Source organism: Gluconobacter sp. P1D12_c, from assembly GCF_018812105.1.
In the GTDB taxonomy this organism is placed as follows: Bacteria; Pseudomonadota; Alphaproteobacteria; order Acetobacterales; family Acetobacteraceae; genus Gluconobacter; species Gluconobacter oxydans_A.
Map to the genome: position 1 here is coordinate 1 of NZ_JACSIQ010000426.1, position 468 is coordinate 468.

The 468-nt window shown below is 38.0% G+C and carries 1 protein-coding gene; it reads left to right on the forward strand.

Going from position 1 to position 468, the window contains the following annotated elements; translation table 11 throughout:
- The first annotated feature begins 136 nt into the window (after positions 1-136).
- On the forward strand, positions 137-397 hold the full coding sequence (locus tag KP705_RS17495; RefSeq protein WP_215764835.1) for a hypothetical protein: 261 nt from the start codon (positions 137-139) through the stop codon (positions 395-397).
- Positions 398-468: the final 71 nt, after the last annotated feature.

The window sequence follows — 468 nt, forward strand, 5'->3', positions numbered from 1 at the left end:
GTATGCGAGGGCCGGGTCTTGTCCGCTACTACATGAACCGCCACGTTGCTGAAGTAGGTAGTCGTGCTACACAAGAAGAACTTTCTACAATACCAAAGCCGGGATTTAATCTTGAAGTTATAGAAGGAGGAAAATTATGAAAACTAACGAACGATTCCATATTGCATGCCAAAATACATTTATAATTTCTCATTCAAACGACTTAGAAACTATGAAAATTTGGAAAAATCTTAAGGAATTACATGATGAAAATTTAGATGAATTTTTTGAATTTTCTATAGTGCGAGATAATGAAGTGCTTCTAGAGACACTTCGCCTTCCGAGTGATCCTTCACTCTACGAATGGTTTGTCGGTCAGCCAAATGTGCCATTACCGACAAAAAAAGAAGCTTTCTGAATATATCTGAAGAAGGGGTTTCCTTCTTCAGCTTACGACAATTTGCTTGCAAATTGTGTAGTAAGTCCACC